This window comes from Stenotrophomonas sp. YJH_SMC_69, assembly GCF_059370495.1.
The window spans coordinates 436,764-456,530 of sequence record NZ_JCAFTS010000002.1; the positions used below are offsets into that span (position 1 = coordinate 436,764).

At 67.9% G+C, this 19,767-nt stretch carries 20 protein-coding genes; 6 read left to right on the forward strand and 14 right to left on the reverse strand.

The genetic code is table 11. From position 1 onward, the window contains the following. Positions 1-131: 131 nt before the first annotated feature. From fhuE to AC5P8F_RS05160, 3 genes are all read right to left on the reverse strand, one after another. A complete protein-coding gene (gene fhuE / locus AC5P8F_RS05150; protein WP_346601432.1) occupies positions 132-2,291 on the reverse strand; it encodes a ferric-rhodotorulic acid/ferric-coprogen receptor FhuE in 2,160 nt (719 codons plus the stop codon). Between the two features lie 185 nt (positions 2,292-2,476). Beyond that, the gene (locus AC5P8F_RS05155; protein ID WP_053495113.1) at positions 2,477-3,028 is read right to left on the reverse strand and encodes a M23 family metallopeptidase; all 552 of its coding nucleotides are present in this window, start codon (positions 3,026-3,028) and stop codon (positions 2,477-2,479) included. A 77-nt stretch (positions 3,029-3,105) separates the two neighbouring features. Further along, positions 3,106-3,588: an Lrp/AsnC family transcriptional regulator gene (locus tag AC5P8F_RS05160; protein WP_134809288.1), complete on the reverse strand. Its 483-nt coding sequence runs from the start codon at positions 3,586-3,588 to the stop codon at positions 3,106-3,108. A gap of 72 nt (positions 3,589-3,660) precedes the next feature. On the opposite strand from AC5P8F_RS05160, the gene AC5P8F_RS05165 reads away from it, so the two are divergent. Next, the gene (locus tag AC5P8F_RS05165; protein WP_100438132.1) at positions 3,661-4,530 is read left to right on the forward strand and encodes an EamA family transporter; all 870 of its coding nucleotides are present in this window, start codon (positions 3,661-3,663) and stop codon (positions 4,528-4,530) included. Between the two features lie 112 nt (positions 4,531-4,642). Here the strand turns inward: AC5P8F_RS05165 and AC5P8F_RS05170 are convergent, their stop codons facing one another. The 4 genes from AC5P8F_RS05170 to AC5P8F_RS05185 all read right to left on the reverse strand — a co-directional run bounded on the left by AC5P8F_RS05170 (position 4,643) and on the right by AC5P8F_RS05185 (position 7,932). After that, a complete protein-coding gene (locus tag AC5P8F_RS05170) occupies positions 4,643-5,380 on the reverse strand; it encodes an endonuclease/exonuclease/phosphatase family protein (protein WP_021202520.1) in 738 nt (245 codons plus the stop codon). 53 nt (positions 5,381-5,433) lie between these two features. Beyond that, positions 5,434-6,267, reverse strand: a complete 834-nt coding sequence (locus AC5P8F_RS05175; RefSeq protein ID WP_049440671.1) for a thiol:disulfide interchange protein DsbA/DsbL — start codon at positions 6,265-6,267, stop codon at positions 5,434-5,436. 107 nt (positions 6,268-6,374) lie between these two features. Continuing rightward, positions 6,375-7,025, reverse strand: a complete 651-nt coding sequence (locus tag AC5P8F_RS05180; protein ID WP_032960695.1) for a thiol:disulfide interchange protein DsbA/DsbL — start codon at positions 7,023-7,025, stop codon at positions 6,375-6,377. A gap of 106 nt (positions 7,026-7,131) precedes the next feature. Continuing rightward, positions 7,132-7,932 (reverse strand): c-type cytochrome, encoded by an 801-nt coding sequence (locus AC5P8F_RS05185; RefSeq protein ID WP_014648400.1) that lies wholly within the window; start codon positions 7,930-7,932, stop codon positions 7,132-7,134. A gap of 156 nt (positions 7,933-8,088) precedes the next feature. On the opposite strand from AC5P8F_RS05185, the gene yihA reads away from it, so the two are divergent. Beyond that, positions 8,089-8,691, forward strand: coding sequence for a ribosome biogenesis GTP-binding protein YihA/YsxC (yihA, locus tag AC5P8F_RS05190; RefSeq protein WP_005411022.1), 603 nt, complete (start codon positions 8,089-8,091; stop codon positions 8,689-8,691). 72 nt (positions 8,692-8,763) lie between these two features. On the opposite strand, the gene AC5P8F_RS05195 is transcribed toward yihA, so the two are convergent. The 3 genes from AC5P8F_RS05195 to AC5P8F_RS05205 all read right to left on the reverse strand — a co-directional run bounded on the left by AC5P8F_RS05195 (position 8,764) and on the right by AC5P8F_RS05205 (position 11,983). Beyond that, the gene (locus AC5P8F_RS05195; RefSeq protein ID WP_046432495.1) at positions 8,764-9,735 is read right to left on the reverse strand and encodes an MBL fold metallo-hydrolase; all 972 of its coding nucleotides are present in this window, start codon (positions 9,733-9,735) and stop codon (positions 8,764-8,766) included. Between the two features lie 722 nt (positions 9,736-10,457). Continuing rightward, a complete protein-coding gene (locus AC5P8F_RS05200) occupies positions 10,458-11,282 on the reverse strand; it encodes a helix-turn-helix transcriptional regulator (protein ID WP_032960690.1) in 825 nt (274 codons plus the stop codon). Further along, positions 11,279-11,983, reverse strand: coding sequence for a VIT1/CCC1 transporter family protein (locus AC5P8F_RS05205; RefSeq protein ID WP_014648397.1), 705 nt, complete (start codon positions 11,981-11,983; stop codon positions 11,279-11,281). The genes AC5P8F_RS05200 and AC5P8F_RS05205 overlap by 4 nt, the downstream gene beginning before the upstream one ends. Positions 11,984-12,135: 152 nt before the next feature. Between AC5P8F_RS05205 and AC5P8F_RS05210 the strand changes: the two genes are divergently transcribed. Further along, positions 12,136-13,500: a glutamate--cysteine ligase gene (locus AC5P8F_RS05210; RefSeq protein WP_111205457.1), complete on the forward strand. Its 1,365-nt coding sequence runs from the start codon at positions 12,136-12,138 to the stop codon at positions 13,498-13,500. A 122-nt stretch (positions 13,501-13,622) separates the two neighbouring features. Here the strand turns inward: AC5P8F_RS05210 and AC5P8F_RS05215 are convergent, their stop codons facing one another. Then, positions 13,623-14,681: an NAD(P)-dependent alcohol dehydrogenase gene (locus AC5P8F_RS05215; RefSeq protein WP_014648395.1), complete on the reverse strand. Its 1,059-nt coding sequence runs from the start codon at positions 14,679-14,681 to the stop codon at positions 13,623-13,625. A 107-nt stretch (positions 14,682-14,788) separates the two neighbouring features. On the opposite strand from AC5P8F_RS05215, the gene AC5P8F_RS05220 reads away from it, so the two are divergent. After that, on the forward strand, positions 14,789-15,673 hold the full coding sequence (locus tag AC5P8F_RS05220) for a LysR family transcriptional regulator (protein ID WP_014648394.1): 885 nt from the start codon (positions 14,789-14,791) through the stop codon (positions 15,671-15,673). A gap of 152 nt (positions 15,674-15,825) precedes the next feature. On the opposite strand, the gene AC5P8F_RS05225 is transcribed toward AC5P8F_RS05220, so the two are convergent. Next, positions 15,826-16,488, reverse strand: a complete 663-nt coding sequence (locus tag AC5P8F_RS05225; RefSeq protein ID WP_049440662.1) for a TetR/AcrR family transcriptional regulator — start codon at positions 16,486-16,488, stop codon at positions 15,826-15,828. A gap of 75 nt (positions 16,489-16,563) precedes the next feature. Between AC5P8F_RS05225 and AC5P8F_RS05230 the strand changes: the two genes are divergently transcribed. Then, the gene (locus AC5P8F_RS05230) at positions 16,564-17,259 is read left to right on the forward strand and encodes a DAPG hydrolase family protein (RefSeq protein WP_049440661.1); all 696 of its coding nucleotides are present in this window, start codon (positions 16,564-16,566) and stop codon (positions 17,257-17,259) included. A gap of 12 nt (positions 17,260-17,271) precedes the next feature. On the opposite strand, the gene AC5P8F_RS05235 is transcribed toward AC5P8F_RS05230, so the two are convergent. Then, positions 17,272-17,688, reverse strand: coding sequence for a VOC family protein (locus AC5P8F_RS05235; RefSeq protein WP_111205473.1), 417 nt, complete (start codon positions 17,686-17,688; stop codon positions 17,272-17,274). A 114-nt stretch (positions 17,689-17,802) separates the two neighbouring features. Between AC5P8F_RS05235 and AC5P8F_RS05240 the strand changes: the two genes are divergently transcribed. Beyond that, positions 17,803-18,480 (forward strand): SMI1/KNR4 family protein, encoded by a 678-nt coding sequence (locus tag AC5P8F_RS05240; protein WP_049440660.1) that lies wholly within the window; start codon positions 17,803-17,805, stop codon positions 18,478-18,480. A 112-nt stretch (positions 18,481-18,592) separates the two neighbouring features. On the opposite strand, the gene AC5P8F_RS05245 is transcribed toward AC5P8F_RS05240, so the two are convergent. After that, positions 18,593-19,696 carry an alkene reductase gene (locus AC5P8F_RS05245; RefSeq protein ID WP_478406102.1) on the reverse strand — a complete coding sequence of 368 codons (1,104 nt, stop codon included), beginning with the start codon at positions 19,694-19,696 and terminating at the stop codon, positions 18,593-18,595. Positions 19,697-19,767 lie beyond the last annotated feature (71 nt).

Below are 19,767 nucleotides of genomic sequence, written 5' to 3' on the forward strand. Positions count from 1 at the left end.
GTGACGGTGGCAGCGCCGGTCAGTTCCGGCGCTGCCTTGCGGGTGTAGAGCCGAGCCCGCGCTCGGCTGATTCTCTGAGCCGAGCATGGGCTCGGCTCTACAGGTGCGGGGCGTGCGAACCCCGCGTCTGATCAGAACGCCCAGGTGAACGTCAGCGAGCCATTGCGGCCATCGCCGTAGGCACCGTAGCCGTTGATCTGCGACAGGTACTTCTTGTCCAGCAGGTTGTTGAGGTTGGCCTGCACGCTGAACTCCGGCGAGATGCGGTAACGCACGAAGGCGCTGACCAGCGCGTAGCCGCTCTGTTCGATGCGGCCGTAGGCCGGCACCGGGTAGTAGATGCGGTTCTGCCAGTTGGCGCCGCCGCCGACGGTCAGTGCCTGCAGCGACTGCGGGGTGTAGCTGGTGAACAGCTTCAATGCGGTCTGCGGCAGGTTGGTGTTGATGTCGGCGCCGTTGATGTCCTTGGCCACATAGCGCGACGCACCGAAGGTCGCATTCCAGCCCGGGGCGAGTTCGCCGTTCAGCTCGAACTCGAAGCCGCGGCTGACGGTGCCGCGTGCAGCGCGATAGGCGAACTCGTTCTGGCTGCCCTGCACGGGTTCACCGGTGGCCTGGCCGACGTTGTCCTGTTCGATGCGGAACACGGCCAGCGAGGCGTTCAGGCGGTTGTCGAACCACGCGCCCTTGACGCCCACTTCGTAGCTCTTTCCATCGACCGGATCGAGGTAGCCGCCATTGCGGTCCTTCAGCGTCTGCGGCTGGAAAATCTCGGTGTAGCTGGCGTAGGTCGAGTACGTCCCGTTGATGTCGAAGACCAGGCCAGCGTACGGCGTGGTCACCTTGTGCGCGCGGTCGGCGCCTTCACCCTCGCTCTTCCAGTCGGTGTAGCGTGCGCCGATGATCAGCTTCAGCGGATCGGCCAGCGACAGGCGAGCGGCCGCGTAACCGGCCTTCTGCGTGATGGTGCCCTCGCTGGCCAGGGCCAGCGGGTTCCAGTTCGGCTCACCGATCTTGCCCGTCCAGTTCAGATAGCTGGCGAACGGATCCCAGGGCTGGCCCGGGCCACCGACCTGGTAGTCGCCGTAGTTGGCGTACTCGCGCCTGTTGTAGCTGAGGCCGGCCATCAGCTGGTGCTCGCGGCCAAACAGCTGGAACGGGCCATCCACGTAGCCGTCGACGCCAGTGACCTTGCGCTCGGTGTTGTACAGGCCTGCGGACGGCGAGATGCCCGCGCCAGTGGTCCGGTCGAAGTTCGAGGCGCCCGTGGTCCAGTCGTTGTAGGCGGGGTAGAACAGCTTGTCGTCGGCCCTGGTCTCATCGTGCGTGGCACCCACCTTGAACTTCCAGCCGTTGCTGAAGGCGTGTTGCAGGGTGGCGAAGGCCCGCTTGCTGGTGGTGTCCCAATAGGTCCACTCCGGGCTGGCGTTGAACGATTCGTCGTAGCCGGTGCGCGAGCCATCCGAATACAGCATCGGGAAGCCGCCCCAGGTCGCACCATTGGCGCGCTTCTGCTGGTAGTCGTAGCCCACGCTCAGCTGGGTGTCCGGGGTCAGGTCGGCATCGATGACGGCGTAGCCCAGCGTCTTGCGCTGGTTGTAGCGGTCCATCTGGCCGTCGGTATCCAGATAGCTGCCGATCACGCGCCCGCGCACGCTGCCGCTGGCGTTGAGCGCGCTGCCCACATCCACCGTGGTGCGGGTGCGGCCCCAGCTGCCGACGTTCACCGAGACGCTGCCGGTCAGCTCGGCGCTGTCGGCATGCTTGCGGATCAGGTTCACCGACGCCGACGGATTGCCGGCGCCGCTGAGCAGGCCGGTGGCGCCGCGCACCACTTCCACGCGGTCGTACAGCGCCAGATCCAGGCCGGAGTCACCGTAGCTCCAGTTCTGCACCATCTGCGTCGGCAGGCCGTCGAACTGGTAGGCGTCGATGTAGAACCCACGCGCGTAGAACTCGGTGCGCTCGCTGTCGGACTGGGTGCTGGTCACGCCGGTGGTGTTGGCCAGCACGTCGATGATGTCGTCGAGCTTCTGATCTTCGATGCGCTGGTGGCTGATGATGCTGACCGACTGCGGGATCTCGCGCGGTGCCAGGTCGAAGCGGGTACCGGCCGAGGTGCGGCGCACCGAATAGCCTTCGGCGCGTTCGCCCTTGACCACGACCTTGTCCAGCGTGGTCGGGTCGGCGGCGGTGTCGGCGAAGGCGGCCGGGGCCAGGGCGCAGAGTGCAACGAGTACGGCAACGGACAGCCGCTGCGGCTGCGGGATACGGAAGGTGGAACAGGTCATGGGGGTCCTGGACGAGCACGCGCGCTCGGCCGGCATCCAGAAGGCGAGGCGCTACGGGTGGGAAACGGGCGGGCAGGCCGTCCTGGCACCACCGGAAACGAAAGAAATGGTAATACGAACTATTCCTATTTACAAATCATGAACGAGGTAGGCGCTCACCCGGGCCGCGACGCAGCGCATGGTGTTCAGCGCAGCAGCGGCAGCGGATCGCGCGCGCCATCGGCGCCGTAGATGCCCCAGTGCAGGTGGGGCGGCGTGCCCTTGGCATTGCCGCTGTCGCCTACATGCCCGAGCAGGTCGCCGGCCTGGACCACCTGGCCGCGCGCCAGGCCCTCGGCCCAGTCGTCCAGATGGGCGTAGTAGTAACGTTCGCGCCCGGGCCCGATCACCCAGACCTGGCGGCCACCGAGGCCGCGCTCGCTGACGTCCGCGATGACGCCGGCAGTGACGCTGCGCACCGCGGTGCCGCGCTTGGCGAAGATGTCGATGCCGGCGTGGGAGCGGTCACGGCCACGTGGTGCGCCGAAGGTGTCGGCGATCTGGCGTGGCCGCACGCCGTCCACCGGCACCGCCAGTTGCGTGGCCGGCGGCATACGAGAGAGTGTCCACAGCAGCTTCGGCGCAGCGGCCCATGGGCTGTTCCACAGCGCCATCGCGGCAATGAGGGCGATGGCCAGCCACAGGCCGCGCAGCAACCAGCGGCGCAGGCGACGGGCGGGGGAGGGCGGTGTACTCATGGTTTCAAAGTGTAGAGTCGAGCCATGCTCGACTGCTGTTGCGTTGCGATCAGGAGGCAGTCGAGCATGGCTCGACTCTACAGGCCTGGCAGCAGCGGCACTTCGAAACTCCGCTTCAACGTCCCCAGTGCCACCGACGTTCTGAAGCGTTCGATGTTGTCATCGCCGCCGAACAACCGCTCGGTAATGGCCTCGTACTCTTCCATCGACGCCGCCGAAAGCAGTAGCAGGAAATCGCCATCGCCGGTGATCGCGTAGCACTGCTGCACCGCCGGGTCGTCCTGCACGCGGCGCTTGAACGGCGCCACGTGATCACGTTGCTCGCTGACCACGCGCACTTCGACGATGATGGTCAGTGGCCGCCCGACCTGGGCGGCGGCGATCACCGCCACATTGGCCGCGATCACGCCGCTGTCCTGCAGGCGCTTGATGCGGCGCTGCACGGCCGGCGTGGACAGGTGCACGGCCTCGGCGATTTCGCGCTGCGGCAGGGTGTTGTCCCGCTGCAGCAGGTCGAGGATGGCGCGGTCGAAGCTGTCGAGCACGGGGGCGGTGGCCATGGCGAGCAGAAGTTGCACGAACGGGCCGTCAATTGAGCCAAGTGCTCGGCGCTGGCGCAATAGACTTTGCCCATGCAGACCTCACGACTCGCGCCGATGTTGCCGGCGCTGGCGGTGCTCGGCTCGGTCACCTCGCTGGCCATCGGCACCTCCTACGCAAAACACCTGTTCCCGCTGATCGGCGCGCAGGGCACCAGCGCGCTGCGCGTGGGCTTCTCGGCGCTGTTGTTGCTGCTGTTCTGGCGGCCGTGGCGCTGGAAGACCAGCCGCCCGGATGCGATCACCATCCTGCGCTACGGCCTCACCCTGGGCCTGATGAACCTGCTGTTCTACATGGCCCTGCGCACCATTCCCTTCGGCATCGCGGTGGCCATCGAATTCACCGGGCCGCTGACGGTGGCCATGCTGTCGTCGCGACGGCCGATCGATTTCCTCTGGGTGGGCTGTGCGGCGGTGGGGCTGCTGTTGCTGCTGCCGATCGGCGGTGGTCCGGCGCTGGATCCCGCTGGCGTGCTGTATGCGATGGGGGCTGCGGCGTGCTGGGGCCTGTACATCGTGTTCGGCAAGCGTGCCGGCCACCTGCACGCCGGGCATTCGGTGTCGCTGGGGCTGCTGGCGGCGTCGCTGGTGGTAGTGCCGGTGGGCGTGGTGCACGCCGGCGCCGCGCTGCTCGATCCGAAGATCCTGGCCGCCGGGCTGCTGGTGGCGCTGGTGTCCAGCGCGATCCCGATGTCACTGGAGATGATGGCGCTCAAGCGGCTGCCGAAGGAGACCTTCGGCATCCTGATCAGCATGGAACCGGCGGTGGCCGCGCTGTGGGCGATGCTGCTGCTGCACGAGCACCTGCATGGGCTGCAGTGGCTGGCGATCGGCTGCACGGTGCTGGCCTCGGTGGGCAGCACGATGACCGCGCGGCGCCTGAAGGCACCCGTCACCGCCTGAAAAAAAGGGGACGGAGGGGATTAAGTCGTTTATGCCCCGATTTAGGGGAGCGCCGGGCGGCGCCCGGCGCAGAGCGTGCGGACCAACGGTCCGCACCTACCGTAACGGCGGGTCAGCGCAGGGCGTCGGCCGGGACGTCGATCTGCATCGCCAGGGCGAGGTGATCGGAGAACGCGGCTGGTACGGCTTCCACGGTACGAGTCTGCAGGCCACTGCTGACCAGGATGTGGTCGATGGCGCGGTCGGGGCGCCAGCTGGGGAAGGTCGGCACGATGCAGCCCGGGGGCTGCAGCCGGGTCTTCTGGTACAGCACCTGCATTTCCGGGCGTTCGGCCAGGCAGTTGAAGTCGCCCATCAGCACCGCGTTGGGGTGGTCGGACAGCAGCTCGGCGATGAAGCCCAGCTGCGACATCCGCGAGCCCGCGCCCAATGACAGATGCGCCACCGCCACCGCCAGGCCATCGGTACCATCGCCGAACTTGGCCAGCAGCACGCCGCGCCCGCCGATGCGGCCGGGCAGGGCATGGTCCTGCACTTCCACCGGTTCCAGCTTGCTCAGCAGGCCATTGGCACTGGATGCCACGCCGCCCATGCGCCGGTTCGGCTGGTGGCTCCAGTAGTTGAAGCCGGCGCGCTGGGCCAGGTAGTGGGTCTGGTTGGTGAAGCCCGAGCGCAGGCTGCCCGGATCGGCCTCCTGCAGGCCGACGATGTCATGGTCGCGCGCCAGGGTGGCGATCGCGTCCAGGCTGCTGCGCTTGCGCCCCGCCGGCAGCGCATGTGACCAGCTGCGGGTCACATAGTCGCTGTAGCGGCGGGTACTTGAGCCGGCCTGGATGTTGGCCGTCAGCAAGCGCAGGGTCCGTGTACGGGGGGAATTCACGGCCGGGAAATGCTTCTCTTGGATCAGTGAGCCTGGGCCGCACCGCGTTCGCGGGCGATCAGGTGGTCGGCGATGCGCAGCATGTCCGGGAAGCTCTTGCCCTTCACCAGGTACTTGCCGTTGACGATGATCGACGGGGTGCCGCTGATCTGACTGCGCTGGGCGAACTGCTTGGCCGAGTTGGTCTTGGCGTTCACCGCGAAGCTGCCCATGGTGGCGGCGAACTGCTTCGGATCCACGCCATAGGTGGCGTAGAACTTGGCGATGTCTTCCACCGAGTCACGGCCGCGCTCGCCCTTCAGGGTCTTCTGCGAGTGGATGGCGGCGTACAGCGCTTCGTGGGTCTTTTCCTGCACGCCCAGGGTCTGCGCGGCGTAGAAGGCACGGGCGTAGTCATCCCAGGTGCCGCCGAACATGGCCGGCACGTAGACGAAGTTCACGTCGCTGGGCAGGCCGGCCTTCCACGGGCCGACCAGCGGCTGGAATGCGGCGCAGGCCGGGCAGACGTAGCCGAAGATCTCGGTCACTTCGATCTTGCCGGCAGCCGGCTGGAACGGCTGGCCGTTCGGGATCACCTGGTAATCGGCGCCTTCCACCGGGGCCGGGCCGGTCAGCGCGGCGGTGGTCGGGGCCGGCGCCGCGGCGGGGGCGGCTTCGGCCGGGGCCTTTTCGCCTTCGGCGGCAGCCGGAGCGGTGCCTTCGCTGCCCGTGGCCGGCGCAGCGGCCGGTTCGGCGGTGGCCGGGGCGGCTGCCGGTGCGGCCGGGGCCGCGGTGGTGTTGGTGCTGCCGTCATCAGCCTTGCAGGCAGCCAGGATCGGCAGCAGCGCTGCGAGGGCGAGGGCGTAACGGATCTTCATGGAAACGTCTCCAGCATCTGGAAAGGTGGGGGCCGGCGCCAGGCGCCAGCCAGGGGGAAATGATGACATGCGGCGGCGACAGCGCCGTGTCGAGGGTGGGCGTTGGTTCAGCGGCCGCGGGCGGCGCGGGCCTGCGCGATCAGCGCCGAGGCGATGCGCAGCTGGTCGTCGAAGCTGTTGCCCCGCACCAGGTACTGGCCGTTGATGATGATGGCCGGGGTGCCCGGGATCTTGGTGCGCTGGGCGAACGCGCGCGCGGCCTCGACCTTCTTCTGCACGGCATCGCCGCGCAGCGCCTGGAGGTAGCGGTCCGGGGTCACGCCGTAGGCCTTGTAGAACGTGGCGAGCTCATCGGCCGAGACGTTCTGCATCGGCAGCGATCCCTGCTCGTGCAGGGCCTTGAACACGGCAGCGTGGCTGCGCTTGGCCACGCCGACTTCGTCGGCGGCGTAGTAGGCCAGTGCCCAGGCATCCCAGGCGCCACCGAAGGCGGCCGGGACCGGGGTGAAGCGCACGTCGGCCGGTAGCTTGGCCGCCCAGGCTTCCAGTTGTGGCTCGAAATGGGCGCAGTGCGGGCAGGTGTAGCCGAAGACCTCGACCACCTCGATCTTGCCGGCCAGCGGCTGGAACGGGCCCGGCTGGGCGATGCGCTCGTAGTCTTTGCCCTCGACCAGCGGGGCATTGGCGGGGGTGGCGGCGCAGGCTGCCAGCGGCAGCAGCACCAGCACGGACAACAGCAGGCGGGAAATCAACCTCATCGACACGCATCTCCGTTGAAAAAAGCAACGCCGGCGCGGTCGCCGGCGTGAAGGAAACATACCGCAGCCGTGGGCCGGCGTCGCGGCCCGGGCCGACCAGTGGTGGTCAGGGGGCGGCAGCCGGTTGCGTCGGCGTGGCCGCAGCGGCTACATCGTCGGCCTTGTTGTGCAGGCCCTGCAGGTAGCTCGACAGCGCCTGCACCTCCTGCTCGCTGAGCTTCTGCGCGACCGTGGCCATGATCTGGAAGTGCGCCTTGTCGGTCTCGTTGGTCTGGCCGGCCTGGTACTCCTGCAGGCGGCGCGCGACATAGCTGGCGTGCTGCCCACCGAGGTGCGGATAGGCCGGGCCGGGATTGCCGGCACCGCTGGGGCCGTGGCAGGCCATGCAGGCCGGCAGGCCGCGCTTGGCATCGCCGCCGCGGTACAGCTGCTGGCCGATCTCGTAGAACTTCATGCCCTTGTAGGGGCCATCGGTCACTGCCGTGTCATCGGCGATGCCGGCGTTGGCCTTCTGCGTGGCGAAGTAGGCGCCGATATCGCGCATGTCCTGCGGGGTGAGGTTCTGCACGAACGGCACCATCGCCACCGCCGCGCCGGAACTGCGCTGGCCGTTGGCGATCAGGGCCATCTGCTGGGCCACGTAGCGCTCGCTCTGGCCGGCAATGGACGGGTACATCTCCACCGTGGAGTTGCCGTCGGCACCATGGCAGGCCGCGCAGGCCGTCGCCTTGGTCTGGCCGGCCTTGGCATCGCCCCAGTGGGTCTTGCTGAAGTCCACCTCCAGCGAGGCGGTATTGATCGGCCCGTTGTCGGGTAGCGGGGTCAACGTGGTCTGCGCGAACGCAGCAGCGGCAACGACTACAGCAGTGGCAAGGGCGGATACGGCAAGAACGCGAGCGTGGCGCATGCTGAAGCTCCGTATGGACCGGGCCGGACGGTGGCCGCCGGCATCGCCCGGATTATCAACGGCGTTTCCGCGCACGGTCAACGCAGCAGTGCAGCAAAATGGCCGCAGCGGCCGCCGGCACGGGCGCGCGGCGCCGCAACATGCGATCCTAGGCACATGTCATTGCTCATCGAACGCGCCCGTTACCACCTTTCGGCCCACAACGTGCGGCAGCTGCCGCCCGACGAAGGGGCTGAAGTGGCCTTCGCCGGCCGCTCCAACGCCGGCAAGTCCAGTGCGCTCAACGCGCTGACCCGCCAGAACGCCCTGGCCCGTGTCTCCAAGACCCCCGGCCGCACCCAGCAGCTGGTGTTCTTCCAGGTCACCCCGGAAGCGCATCTGGTCGACCTGCCCGGTTACGGCTACGCCAAGGTGCCGCTGGACCTGCAGGCGCACTGGCAGGCCTTCATTGACAAGTATTTCCGCACCCGCGAGGCCCTCAAGGGCCTGGTGGTGGTGATGGACATCCGCCACCCCCTGAAGGACTACGACCGGCAGATGCTGTCCTATGCCGTGCAGCGTGGCCTGCCGGCGCACGCGTTGCTGACCAAGGCCGACAAGCTCAGCCGCAGCCAGCAGATGCAGTCCCTGCAGAAGGTGCGCAAGGAGCTGCAATCGGCTTACGGTGACAGCGTCAGCGTGCAGGTGTTCTCCGGCGAAGACCGTACCGGCGTGGACGAAGCCCGCGGCGTGATCGGCGGCTGGCTGGGGCTGGAATAAGGCTCTCCGGTCGCCCGGCTGGCAGCCGGGCGCTACCCGATCGGGTGGGTGCCGACCTTGGTCGGCACACCCTCACAACGGCGAATACTCCGCCGGCACCCACGCATAGGCCTGGCCCTCGCCACGCACATGGCCCAGGCCCGGGAACGGCAGGTGCGCACCGGCCACCCACCAACCGTTGGCGGTGGCCTGCTGCAGCAGCCCGCGACGGCTGGCGATGGCCGCCTTGCGGTCCGAATCGGCCTCGAATGCCGCTTCCGGGTGCGCGAACTGCACCGCATGGAAGTGCAGCACATCACCCCACACCAGCAGTGACTGGCCCTGGCTGTCGAACCGGTAGGAGACATGGCCGGGGGTATGGCCGTGGGTGTCCATCGCCACCGCGCCACCGGGCAGGGCATCGCCGGGGCTGAACGTGCGCAGGTGGCCGCTGGCCTGGTAGGGCGCGACCGCATTGCGTGCCAGCGGGAAGGCGAAGCGCACGCCCTTCGGCGCCGTGGCCTCGCTGGCCGGGCTGAGCCAGTAATCGGCATCGGCCTTGGACAACCACACCGTGGCATTCGGGTAGGCCGGCTTGCCCTGCGCGTCGAGCACGCCGCACAGATGGTCCGGGTGGGCGTGGGTCAGCAGCACCTCGTCCACCTCGGCCGGGTCCACGCCGGAGGCGCGCAGGTTGCCCAGCACCTGGCCCAGGCCGGGGCCGAAGCACTGCGCGGTGCCGGTATCGACCAGGGTCAGGTGGTTGCCCTGGCGCACCAGGAAGGCGTTGATCGCGGTCTGCAGGCCCTTCTTGTCTTCCGGTACGTAGCGGCCTTCCAACAGGCGGCTGACCAGTGTCGGCGGCACGTCGACCACTTCCTGCCGGCCCAGCGCGACCACGCCGTCGAACAGGGCGGTGACCTGCAGCGCACCAACGCGCTGGTGGTAGACGCCGGGCACCTGCTGGGTGGGAGCGGGCGAGGTGGCTTCGGCCAGTGCAGCCAGCGGCAGGGACGACAGGGCCAGCAGCAGGGCGCCGCGCAGCGGCAGGGGACGCAGGATCATGGCGGTTCTCGGTGGATGACGGGCGGTTCCGTTGTGCCCAGCGTGCCGTGGCCGGCGTGTGCACGGCGCTCAAACCACTGCGCGGAATGCTCAGGGAAGGGGGGGCTGCAGGGCTGCGCCCTGCACCCGCAGAGGCAACGGCAACGGCCGAAGCAACAGCAACAGCGACAGCGGGCTATCTGGGATGGCGGGGTGGGTCCGGTTGCGGGAGACGCCGTAAACCCCGCTCCGCGGTCCGGCCCAGTCGCTGGCGGCTGGGCGTTCGGGCGCTTGCGAAGCAGTGCTTCGCAAGCAAAGCGCCCTCACCCATGGGGGCTTGGCCGCGGCATCCATGCCGCGGACACTCCCGCAACCGGACCCACCCCGCCTTCGACAGTCTTCTGCTATCTGTCTGTTGGAAATGCTCTTGGGGTCAGATCCGTTTTCCGGAGGAAAACGGATCTGACCCCACGAATTTCATTCGATAACTGACAGATGTGTCGACCAAGGTCGACACCTACCAACAGCCGCCGGAATCTGTCGAAGGCGGGGCACTGTGGGTTTGCGGGGTGTGAGCCGCATGGATGCGGCGACCAAGCCCCCATGGACGGGTTTACGGCGTCCCCGCAAACCCACAGTGCCCCGCCATTCCACGAAATGCACGCCGTTGCTGTTGCTGTTGCTGTTGCTTCGGCTGTTGCCGTTGCCTCTGCGGGTGCAGGGCGCAGCCCTGCCGAACCCCCTCAAATGTCTGTCGGAGCCAGCCCGTACTGCTCGGCGAAGCGCTTGCTGAAACTGGCCGCAGACCGGTAGCCCGCGCGCGCGGCCACGGTCTTCAACGGCAGGTCGGTGGTGTAGAGCAGCTGCATGCCATGCGCCAGCCGGGCCTCGGTGAGCAGCTGGCGCAGGCTGGTGTCCTCGGCCGCCAGGCGACGGCGCAGGGTCGCGCCGCTCAGCGCGAACTGCGCTTCCACATCGCGTGATTGCCAGTCGCGTGCTGGTTCGGCGGCGATGCGGTCGCGGATCTGTTCGCCCAGGCTCGGCGCCTGCGGCAGCAGCAGGTTGCCATGGCCCTGTCGGCACAGGGTCAGCACCAGCGAGGCCAGGGCCAGCCGCGCGTCGCTGTAACGGCCGTCCTGCAGCGATTGCCGCCACTGGCGCAGCACCGCGCCATGGTCGATCAACGGCAGTCGCGCCATCGCCTGGCCGGGGGCGGGAAGCTCTTCATTCCAGAGCGTACGCGCCGCCGCCAGCACTTCGGTGCAGAGCGGCACGATGGCACTGAGGTAGCGGCCGCTGCAGGGATCGGGGGTGTTGACCACGTCGATGCGGCACCGCTGGGTCAGCAGCAGGATGTCGCCGGGAACGAACGTCAGCGACTGGTGTGCGGTACGTACCTGCTTGCGGCCTTCCAGCAGGATCGCGAACTGCGGTTGCGGAACCTCCACCGAGCTGGCGCCATGCTCGCGGCGTGCGGTGATGCAGGCATAGCCCTCGGCGCGCCCGCAGCCGGCCAGGCTGGCCATCTCGGCCAGCAACGCAGTGGCCGCTGGCAGCATGCCGGTCATGACACCTGGGCACCGAACAGGCGACCGACGCCGGCCGCCGCAGCCATCGCCAGCGCGCCCCAGAACATCACCCGGACCGCGCCGCGTACAGGCGGTGCGCCCCCGGCCTGGGCCGCCACTGCGCCGGTCAGGCACAGGCCGAGCAGGGTGCTGGCCGTGGTCATCAACGCAACCTTGTCGGTCGGCGCGAGCAGGGCGGTCAGCACCGGCAGCGCCGCACCGCAGGTGAACGCACCGGCCGAGGCCAGCGCCGCCTGCAGCGGGCGCGCGCGCAGGGTGTCAGTGATGCCCAGCTCATCGCGGGCGTGGGCACCCAGTGCATCGTGGGCGGTAAGCTGTTCGGCCACCTGCCGGGCCAATGCAGGCTCCAGGCCGCGGTGGCGGTAGATCGCGGCCAGCTCCTCCAGTTCGCTGTGCGGGTCTTCGCGCAGCTCGCGCTTTTCCATTGCCAGGTCGGCCGCTTCGGTGTCGGCCTGGGTCTGCACCGACACATACTCGCCGGCGGCCATCGACATCGCGCCGGCCACGGTGCCGGCCACGCCGGTGGCAAGGATAGTGGTGGCGGAGGCGCCGCTGGCCGCCACGCCGACCACCAGGCCGGCCACCGAGACGATGCCATCGTTGGCCCCCAGCACGGCGGCACGCAACCAGCCGACGCGCTCGGAGCGGTGCAGTTCGGGGTGTCGCGAATGACGGTTCATGACGCCGAGTGTACGAGGGTCAAGAGGGCGTCGGTAGGATGCTGAAACCCGTCACCGTCGCATGACGCAACGGGGTGCCACGCTATAGTGCGCCCTTGCGATGGAAGGCCGCGAGCCCCACATCCCCCGCCACCGTCCAGCGAGCCTTCCCCTTGTCGAGCCCCAGCCACGTCGCCGATACCCCCATTACCGACCGCTCGCAGCTGGTGGAGGTGATCGCCTCCGGCGAGAAGCCCCGCGCGCAGTGGCGCATCGGCACCGAGCACGAGAAGTTCGGGTTCCGCCTGGATGACCTGCGCCCGCCGACCTTCGAGGGCGAGCGCGGCATCGAAGCGTTGCTCAACGGCCTGGTCCGCTTCGGCTGGGAGCCGGTGCAGGAAAACGGCAACACGATCGCGCTGCTGCGCGACGGTGCCTCGGTGACGCTGGAACCGGCTGGACAGCTGGAACTGTCCGGCGCGGCGCTGGAGACCATCCACCAGACCTGCGTGGAGACCGGCACCCACCTCAACGAAGTGGCACAGGTGGCCGGCGAACTGCAGCTGGGTTTCCTCGGCATGGGCTTCCAGCCGAAGTGGAAGCGCGATGAAATGCCCTGGATGCCGAAGGGGCGCTACAAGATCATGCGCTCGTACATGCCCAAGGTCGGTTCGCTGGGCCTGGACATGATGACCCGCACCTGCACGGTGCAGGTGAACCTGGACTACGCCACCGAAGCGGACATGGTGAAGAAGTTCCGCGTGTCGCTGGCGCTGCAGCCGATCGCCACCGCGCTGTTCGCCGATTCGCCGTTCACCGAAGGCAAGCCGAACGGTTACCTGAGCTACCGCTCGCACATCTGGACCGACACCGACGCCGACCGCACCGGCATGCTCGACTTCGTGTTCGAGGATGGTTTTGGTTACGAGCGCTATGTCGACTACCTGCTCGACGTGCCGATGTATTTCTCCTACCGCGATGGCATCTACCACGACGCCAGCGGGCAGAGCTTCCGCGATTTCATGCAGGCCAGGCTGCCGGTGCTGCCGGGTGTGCTGCCGACGCTGCGCGACTGGTCGGACCACATGACCACCGCGTTCCCGGAAGTGCGCCTGAAGAAGTACCTGGAAATGCGCGGTGCCGATGGTGGCCCGTGGAGCCGCCTGTGTGCGCTGCCGGCATTCTGGGTGGGCCTGTTGTATGACGACACCGCACTGGATGCCGCCTGGGACCTGGTACGCGATTTCACCTTGGCCGAGCGCCATGCACTGCGCGACGGCGTGCCGAAGCATGCGATGAACCTGCCGTTCCGCAATGGCACGGTGCGCGACCTGGCCCGCGAAGCGGTGAAGATTTCCGTCGAAGGCCTCAGGCGCCGTGCGGCGCGCAATGCCGACGGCCAGGACGAGAGCAAGTTCCTGGACGTGCTGCAGGAGATCGTCGAATCCGGCCTGACCCCGGCCGAGCGCAAGCTGGCGCTGTTCCATGGCCGCTGGCACGGCGACGTCGATCCGGTGTTCCGCGAGTTCGCGTACTGAGTGGATTGCGGTAGTGCCGGCCGCTGGCCGGCAGATGTATGGGGTTGCCGGCCAGCGGCCGGCACTACCAGAAGAAAAACCCCGGCATTGCCGGGGTTTTTCTTTTTCGCATCTGCCCTGGATCAGGCGGCGTTCTGCATCGTCGCCATGTCGATCACGAAGCGGTAGCGCACATCGTTCTTCGCCATGCGTTCCCAGGCTTCGTTGACGTTCTTGATGTCGATGATCTCGACGTCGCTGACGATGCCGTGCTCGGCACAGAAGTCCATCATTTCCTGGGTTTCGGCCATGCCGCCGATTGCCGAGCCGGTCAGGTGCTTGCGGCCGAAGATCACGCTGCCGCCGGTCAGCGGCGGGTCCAGTTCGGTCAGCACGCCGACCAGGCACATGGTGGCCTCGCGCTTGAGCAGGCCCATGTACGGGTTGGTGTCATGGCCGACCGGGATGGTGTTGAGCAGGAAGTCGAAGCTGCCGGCGTGCGCCTTCATCTGCGCGGCATCGCGCGAGACCAGTACCTCATCGGCGCCCAGGCGCTTGGCATCGGCACCCTTTTCCGGCGTGGTGGTGATCATCACGACGTGCGCGCCCAGTGCCTTGGCGAACTTCACGCCCATGTGGCCAAGGCCACCGAGACCGATCACGCCCACCTTCTGCCCCGGGCCGACCTTCCAGTGGCGTAGCGGCGACCAGGTGGTGATGCCGGCGCACAGCAGCGGGGCGGCCGCCTTCAGGTCGAGGGTGTCGGACACCTTCACCACGAAGCGCTGCTCGACCACCACGTGGTCGGAATAGCCGCCGTAGGTCGGCGCGCCGGTTTCGCGTTCACGGCCGTTGTAGGTCCAGGTCGCGCCTTCGGCGCAATATTGCTCCAGATCGTGCTCACAGGCGTCGCAGTGGCGGCACGAGTCGACCATGCAGCCGACGCCGGCGTGGTCGCCGACCTTGAAGCGGGTGACGTTGCTGCCGACTTCGGTCACCCGGCCGATGATCTCGTGGCCCGGCACCATCGGGTAGATCGAGCCACCCCAGTCATCGCGGGCCTGGTGCAGGTCGGAATGGCAGATGCCGCTGTAGAGGATCTCGATGCGCACGTCGTCCGGGCCGACCGCGCGGCGTTCGAACTCGTACGGGACCAGCGGGTCGGTATGGGAATGGGCGGCGTAACCACGGGCGAGGGACATGGGGAATCCTTGGCAGGGTTTATCGAAAGGCGTTTTACAATACGCCCCGCAACCAGCAGCAAGAAGCGCGGATATCGGCATGATTCATCAAGTGAAACTGCACAATCGTGGCCACTGACAACCTCTCCCACCTGGCCGCGTTCGCCGCGGTCGCCCGCCACCGCAGCTTCCGCCGTGCCGGCGCCGAGCTGGCGCTGTCGACCTCGGCGGTGAGCTACGCGATCCGCGCGCTGGAGGAACGGTTGGGGGTGGGCCTGTTCCATCGCACCACCCGCAGCGTGGCCCTGACCGAGGCCGGGCAGCGCCTGCTGGAGCGCCTGCAGCCGGCGTTGGGGCAGGTGCACGACGCACTGGAAGAAATGAACCACTTCCGCGCAGCCCCGGCCGGCCTGCTGCGCATCAACGCCACCCGCGCGGCGGTACCGACCCAGTTGGGGCCGAGGCTGGCGCGCTTCCTGCACGCCCATCCCGACGTGCGGGTGGAGCTGACCGAAAATGACGGCCTGGTCGACATCGTCGCCGAGGGCTACGACGCCGGCGTGCGCCTGCATGAGTTCGTGCCGGAGGACATGGTGGCGGTGCCGATGGGGCCGCCACTGCGCGGGCTGATCGTCGGCTCGCCGGACTACCTGCGGCGTCGGCCGGCACCGCAGCATCCGCGCGACCTGGCCGCGCACGAATGCATCCGCTTCCGCTTCGCCAGTGGGCACCTGTACAAGTGGCAGTTCGAGCGCGATGGGCAGGCGCTGGAGATCGACGTGCCCGGGCGGTTGACCCTGTGCGAGCAGGGCACGATCGTGCGCGCCGTTCTGGATGGCATCGGCCTGGCGTACGTGCTGGAAGACACGGCAAGGCCGTACATCGAATCGGGGCAGATGGTGGCGGTGCTGGAAGACTGGAGCGAGCCGTTTGCCGGCTTCGCGCTGTACTACCCGAAGCAGCGGCAGATGCCGGGCGCGTTGCGTGCGTTCGTGGATATGTTGCGCGAGTGAGTTGCGATGGATGACGTGGTGCCGACCAACGGTCGGCACCCACCGGGGCAGGCCATTGCCAACCAACGGTCGGCACCTGCCGGGGCAGGGCGTTGCCGATCAACGAATCGACATCGGCCGGTAGATCCACGCCATGCGTGGATGGCACCACGCTACGGCCCTTGCAACACCGGCGCCAACAACGCCACGCACTCACGCAGATGCATCTCCACCGGCGCATCCTCGGCCACCACGCCGATCACGCGTTCGCGCAGCGGCTCGGCCACGGCCATCGCCAGGATCAGCCGCGCCATGCATGCGGAATCTCCCTCGCGCAGCAGTCCACGCTGCTGCTGACGTGCCAGCCAGTCGGCCAGCAGCGCACGGCCGCGTTCGATGCCGTTGTCGAGGTAGGCCTGCAGCAGCGCGTCCTTGCCGGGGAAATCGGTGGCCAGCAGGCGGAACACCTGCACCGCCTGCGCCGATAGCGCCTGCGTGCACACCGCGTGCAGGATGTCCTGCAGCAACGGCACGACCTCTTGGGCATTGCGCGCATCACGCTGCAGCTGTGGCGCGAAGCCGTCGGTCCACTCACGCACCGCCAACCCGACCAGCTCCTCGCGGTTGCTGGCATGGCGGTACACGGTCTTCTTCGCCACCCCGGCGTGCGCCGCCACCGCTTCAATGGTGGTGGCCTCGTAACCCTGTGCCAGCAGCAGCTCCAGCGTCGCCTGCAGCACCGCGTGGCGGACTTCGGCTTCCGGTCGCGCAGGGCGGCCACGGCGGCGGGTCGGTGATGTGGGCGCGGGCAGGGTGGTGCTGTTCATTGCGCCCATCTTACCGCATCCGGTTAATTGCGAAACGGAAAGCGTTTCCGTATTTTCGGGTCTCCCAACCCGTAGGAGACCCCCATGGATACCGCTGTGAACGCTCGCCCCTGGCTGGACCACCACGATCTGCTGGACCCGGCGCCGATGCATCTGGAAACCGGCATCCAGCGCCGCGAAGACGGCACGCTGCTGGTGGCGGTGCGCACCGATCTGCACGGCTGCAAGGGCCGCATGCTGGACTGGTGGTTCACCTTCTTCGAGACCACCCAGCACATCCGCTGGTGGCATCCGGTCGATCACGTCGAGCATCGCGGCTGGGACGCGGCCTGGCAGCGCGGGCGCAGCTACCACGGCGCCAGCATCCATGCGGTGGAATCGCTCGCTGACATTCCGCCGGTGGCGGCGCGCCTGAAGTTCCATGACCCGCGCACCTTGCTGGTGCCCGAACGCCTGCAGGCGGCACAGGATGCAGGCCATGTATCGGCGGTGATCGCCGCGCGCATCGGCTTCGGTGATCACGTGCGTCTGGATGTACAGGGCGATCCCTGCGATGGGCAGATGCTGCACGTGGCGCGCGATACGCCGTTTGGCTGCGTGCTGCGCAGCCGCTTCGTGCTCGGCCTGGACAGCGCCGATCCGCGTCGCGATGCCGGCGACGCGGTCGGCCTGGGCCTGCTCAGGCACTGCTATACGGAGTTCAGTTTCCTGTCGCGGCTGCTGCCTTCGCTGTACTACGGCGAGCGCGCCAACGGCGAAGCAGTGCCGTTGCCGTGGTGAACGGCGCGCCGGTCATTCAACCAGCGCATCGTAGCCTTCGCCACTGAACTGGATCAGGCAGAAGCCATGCCCGAACGGATCGGCCAGTACGGCGATGCGTCCCCAGCGACGCTCGCGCACGGACTGCTCGAGTGTCGCCCCGGCCGCAACTGCACGTGCCAGCGCGGCTTCAATGTCATCCACCACCCAGTCCAGGTGCAGCGGCGTCCAATGACGCTCGTAGTCGCGCACGTCGCCGTCTTCCGTGGCGGCGCTGCCGGCGTCGTTGTGCAGCAGGTAGAGCGGCGTTGGCCCACCGAGCAGCTCCACGGCGCCCGGGCCGAGACGGCGGCCGATGCGCAGGCCGAAGGCCCGGAGGTAGAAGTCTTCGGCGGCGGCCAGGTCGGGCACGTCCATGTTGACGATGAAGCTGTGGGCAGTGGCGTTCATGGTAGCGATGGGCGGCATCCGGTGGTCGCAGTCTAGTCCTGCCGCGTGGTGCTGCCGGTTCATCTCCTGCGCGGATTCGGGCAAGCTGGGCGGTCTCGATCGACAAGGACATCCATGAGCGCGCTATCCAGCATCGAACAGGCCACCGGCCAGACCTTCCCGCCCCTGTTCAAGCAGTTGCATGCAGCGGGTCGGTTGAGCTGGGGTGCTCCCCATCCGGAATGGTCCGAGGTGGTATTCCCGGCGCTGCAGGCAGAACCGCCGGTGCTGCTGTACGCCCAGGACTATGAGCCGTTGGAACACGATGAACTGCTCGAGGCGTGGCAGGAGCTGACCGCGGAGGATCATTACAATCCCCTGCGCACTGACCTGCAGTTGCTGCCCTTTGCGCGGACCGGCGCGGGTGACAGTTACTGTTTCTGGAGCAACGCGCCCGGTTTCAGCGAACCGCCGGTGGTGATGGTGTGGCATGACGACGACCGTGCCGACGTGCTGGCCGCCAGCTACCAGGATTTCGTGTTCCGCAAGATGGTCGAAGCGGTTGCCGACTACCAGCGGCCGTACACGCTGCTGTCGCACGGCGAGCTGGCCGGGAATCTGCAGCGCTGGCTGCAGACTCACCATTCCTTCCTGCGCGGCGACCAGTACGCGGCATTGCAGCGGCTGTTCGCCCGCGTTGACGATATTGAAGAAGGGAACTTCAGCGAAGACGAGGCACAGGCCATCGTCGCTGAAGTGATCGGCTTCGAGCGGTTGGACGAGTCGTTCGCCTACGTGCGCGAGGACGCCTGAGGGCTGGGGTCGGATCCGGGCGCAGCGTGGCTCTGACTCCTTGTTCGCCGAACAGGGGTCAGAGCCCTTTCCGTTGGAAGGGGATCCGACCCCGTGCGGGCCCCGTGCGGGATCAGCCTGCGGCCGGGTAATCGAGATAGCCCGCCTCGCCGCCCCCGTAATAGGTGCTGCGGTCGGGCGTGGCCAACGCGATGTTGCGCTGCAGGCGTTCGACCAGATCCGGGTTGGCGATGAACGGCTGGCCGAACGCGGCAAGGTCGATGGTGCCGGCCTCGACCAGCTGCAGGGCGCGTTCGCGGGTCATGCCGCCGGCCAGGATCACGGTGCCACCGTAGGCCTGCTTGAACTGCTGCAGGAAGGCCTCGCCCAGCACCGACTGGCCCGCCTGCTGGTTGTCGTTGAGATGCACATAGGCCAGGCCGCGCTTGCCCAGTTCCTTGGCCAGGTACAGATAGGTGGCCTCGTTGTCGGGGTAGAACGGCATGTCGAAGGTGAGATTGTTCGGTGCCAGGCGCACGCCGATGCGCTGCGCACCGATGCGCTGGGCCATCGCATCGACGGTGCCCAGGATCAAGCGCGCGCGGTTGGGCAGCGAGCCGCCGTAGTGATCTTCGCGCTGGTTGATGACCGGGTTGAGGAACTGTTCGAACAGGTAGCCGTTGGCGGCATGCAGTTCGATGCCGTCGAATCCGGCGGCGATGGCGTTCTCTGCGCCGCGCACGAAGTCGTCGACGATGCCGGGGATCTCTGCGGTCTCCAGTGCACGTGCCGGGGTGGGATCGGCGTGGCCGCGGCTGCCATCGTCCAGGTACACGAACGAGGTGTTCTTCGGTGCGCTGGCCACCGGGCGGGTACCGGCGCTGACCGGTTGCCCACCGTCGGGCTGCAGCGAGGAATGCGACATGCGGCCGACGTGCCAGAGCTGGGCGAAGATCGTGCCCTGTGCGGCATGCACCGCCTCGGTGACGAGCTTCCACCCGGCCACCTGCTCGGCCGACCAGATACCCGGGACGTCGATGTAGCCCTGGCCCTGCGGCGAGACCGGGGTGCCTTCACTGATGATCAGGCCGGCGCTGGCGCGCTGCCGGTAGTACTGCGCGGTGAGTTCGTTGGCGACCGCACCGGGGTTGCGGGCGCGGGTCATCGGGGCCATCGCGATGCGGTTGCGCAGGGCGGTGCCTGCCAGATCGAAGGGGCGGAACAGGGCGGCGATCATGTCGGTCATCTCGGTGTGGGGGAAGGCGCCAGCGGCGCGATGCACACAGGATGGAGTTGACATGCGGACGC